The 2,637-nt window shown below is 43.6% G+C and carries 5 protein-coding genes; 2 read left to right on the top strand and 3 right to left on the bottom strand.

What is annotated here, in order from left to right; translation table 11 throughout:
- Positions 1-419 precede the first annotated feature (419 nt).
- Positions 420-677, top strand: a complete 258-nt coding sequence (locus tag S1OALGB6SA_RS09915; protein WP_124033355.1) for a hypothetical protein — start codon at positions 420-422, stop codon at positions 675-677.
- Entirely contained in the window at positions 674-856 is a 183-nt protein-coding gene (locus S1OALGB6SA_RS09910; RefSeq protein WP_124033354.1) for a hypothetical protein, read from the top strand. Before S1OALGB6SA_RS09915 ends, S1OALGB6SA_RS09910 begins: the two co-directional genes overlap by 4 nt.
- 5 nt (positions 857-861) lie before the next feature.
- Here S1OALGB6SA_RS09910 and S1OALGB6SA_RS09905 read toward each other — a convergent pair whose 3' ends face one another.
- From S1OALGB6SA_RS09905 to S1OALGB6SA_RS10455, 3 genes are all read right to left on the bottom strand, one after another.
- On the bottom strand, positions 862-1,242 hold the full coding sequence (locus S1OALGB6SA_RS09905) for an HU family DNA-binding protein (RefSeq protein ID WP_124033353.1): 381 nt from the start codon (positions 1,240-1,242) through the stop codon (positions 862-864).
- A 135-nt stretch (positions 1,243-1,377) separates the two neighbouring features.
- A complete protein-coding gene (locus tag S1OALGB6SA_RS09900) occupies positions 1,378-1,995 on the bottom strand; it encodes a hypothetical protein (RefSeq protein ID WP_124033352.1) in 618 nt (205 codons plus the stop codon).
- A gap of 21 nt (positions 1,996-2,016) precedes the next feature.
- Positions 2,017-2,637, bottom strand: a 621-nt coding sequence (locus S1OALGB6SA_RS10455) for a hypothetical protein (RefSeq protein WP_503465896.1), incomplete at its 5' end; no start/stop codon positions are given.

Raw genomic sequence — 2,637 nt, 5'->3', positions numbered from 1 at the left:
GGGCGCCTTCGCACAATAACGTATATTCTGTTCACTTGGCTTGTTGCTTCAAGCTCCTAAGGCCTGGGGCTGTGCCAAGCACTGCCCCCTTGCCTTTAGCCTAACGGCTAAAGGACGGGGGCTGTATAGTCGCTAAGAAATATAGCTAGTCCTTGCCAATTCAGAAGCACCCTTCGGGCCCTTCTGGCTCTGCCGCAAGTTCCTTATTCAGGGTCAGTACTAGCCTTCGGCACGTACTCAGGCCTGCATTCATCGCTAGCCTGCTAGCCGTTGGATATTTTGCTCACTGACTTAGGGAATTTTCCTCAGCATGTTTTTTAACTTTCCTCACGAAGTTTTACTTTTTACTGGGCAGGAAAGAGTGCTATGCAATAGCAATTAAATGTGCCGTTAATGGAAGGGCTTAACAATGTCAAAGTATGAAACATGTTAGAATACCGATACTCGATCTTGTTCTTTTTATTCTTGCTATTCTTCTCTCATCCTTCCTATGGAGAGGATATAGTAATTTTAGAGAACGATTGGAAGAAGCTCAAAGAGCGCTTAGCGAAGCTAGAAACAATCTCATTGAAACAGAGCGAGAACTTGAACGAGCAAGAGGTAACATTGCTAACGCTTCAAGGGCAATTGATGGAAGCGAAGAACGAGTTGCAGAAAAGCCAAAGGCTTGCTGGTGAACTCGGGAGAGTCATTGAAGAGGACAAAGAACTACACGGACAAACTAGAAGTGAACTTGAAAGCATCCAAGGACTTACTGAGCGAATTGAAGGTTATCAACAGGAGGGAGCAGATTAAAACTGCTGTTATTGTTGGGGGTATTGCTGGTGGTGTAGTGGTTGGTTTAGTTGTTAAGTAGTTTTCTTATACTTTTTGTACGGCTACGTTAAGCATACTATCCTCCATATGCTTTTTAGCCTGTACACGGATGTACTTCCTTGTGATGTTTGTTGCTGCGTTATAGTCGTTGGCGCTAACGGCTCCAGAGCTTTTAATAGCAGGATAGAACGAGCAAAGCTCACCGAGCTCTACATAGGAGCCTGTCCTAAGTACATCTACAATCTCTTCTTCTAAGGCTACTAATACCCCGATGATGTCGGATTTGCTTAGTGTGGTATTGCGTCCTATTCTATCGGCTAAGATATCTATGTCTATTTTGGAATTGTATATAATGGATGCGTAATACTTGTCGGCCAGGATTCTATCTGATGGGTTTTTTCTTGGGATTACTTTGTACTTAAGCATTGTTTACTTCCTTGTTTCTGGGCATTGCAACTAAGTATGTGTGTTTCTTTTGAAGAAACAAGGAAGTTTTTATGGGGAGGGGAAAAAGTGCTTAGTTTTTCTTTGTGGGGGTATGCTTTAGGGATGGAACGGGCTTTAGTTGCTTTGAGGTGTTATATATAATTGCTCTTCAGTAATACTTTGGAATTCACCATCTTGGAACTTCCAAACATCCATCCGGAAAAAAATCCCCGTAAGACTAAAAGTAACTAGCTCTTGCACTCCATCCCCATCGACATCTGGTAGGTAGCAGTAATCAAGCCAAGGCCCATAATCTGCCTCATACGATAGAATGACTTCTAACACCTCTTCAGCATAGCCAATCGATTCCGTAGGTATCAAATATTCTTGCGTCTTGCCATCATCAACATAGACACAAAGAAATCTCGCAATACTATATATCGGAGGAATTTCTCTTGCGTAACGGTTAGGATGTTTTAAGAATACCATGTATTCTTCTTCGATATCGGGTAGCACGTTTGATGGAATAGCTTTAAATATGCTGAATTCTGGATAATTCCAGGTGATATAATCTTCAACGCTCAAAGGCTCCTCAGGTTTCCTCGGTACCTCTTCTACTACGATTTCTTTGACACTTTCCTCGATTGACTCCTCCGATCCACTTATTTGTTTTTCATTGTTTCTCTTCTCACACCCTACAGAAAAAAATAGGGCAAAGGCTAAAAGGTAGAGAAGGCCTTTGTTAGTTTTCATCGGGAGCCCCCATAGCTATAGTTAGTCTTCAAACTTCTGATTTGGATCGTAGTAGTACTTTATATCATCCATCGACGATGCACCCCCTTCCTTAACAGCAAAGGCGTCACGCACAGACAGAATGCTATTCCATTGTCCCACATTTGAGACTGTGGGTCCATCTTCATCGGTATATTCCTCATAAGCTCGCACCGTAGCTATATGCCCAGATCCGCCGTTCTTATTCTCCCAGGCAGCAATTACGGTATAACCCTTATCCGCCAGTGCCTGGGCTTGCCCTCCACTTACTTCAAGTAGCTCTGAGTATGTCGATGCTTGCGTTAGCGAAAGGTTTCTAGCTGCATCATTCGCAGTAACGAAACCTCTATCTTTACCTCCGTACATGTCAGTTGTGTCAAATCCAGTCTTCTCCGCAATATCAAACGTTGCCTGATTACACCAAGTTGTATAGGGGCCAACGTTGAGACTGTAAGGTCCACCACCACCCTGCTGATACATATCCGCATCGCGGGCCGTATTCTGTGTAACATACTGACCTCCTACGCGGTTTGCAGAAGTCCAGCTATATCCATAGTAGACATCTACCTTCCCCGTCGGGTCGACATACTTCACGGGGTTGTTGCTCACATAGGCATACCAGTT

This window comes from Olavius algarvensis spirochete endosymbiont, from assembly GCA_900608495.1.
In the GTDB taxonomy this organism is placed as follows: Bacteria; Spirochaetota; Spirochaetia; order DSM-2461; family DSM-2461; genus UBA2779.
This window is presented reverse-complemented; position numbering and strand designations above follow the sequence as displayed.

Bases quoted from the DNA above. Each gene is read 5' to 3' on its own strand.
- S1OALGB6SA_RS09915 (WP_124033355.1), top strand. From the start codon at position 420: ATGAAACATGTTAGAATACCGATACTCGATCTTGTTCTTTTTATTCTT.
- S1OALGB6SA_RS09905 (WP_124033353.1), bottom strand. From the start codon at position 1,242: ATGCTTAAGTACAAAGTAATCCCAAGAAAAAACCCATCAGATAGAATC.
- S1OALGB6SA_RS09900 (WP_124033352.1), bottom strand. From the start codon at position 1,995: ATGAAAACTAACAAAGGCCTTCTCTACCTTTTAGCCTTTGCCCTATTT.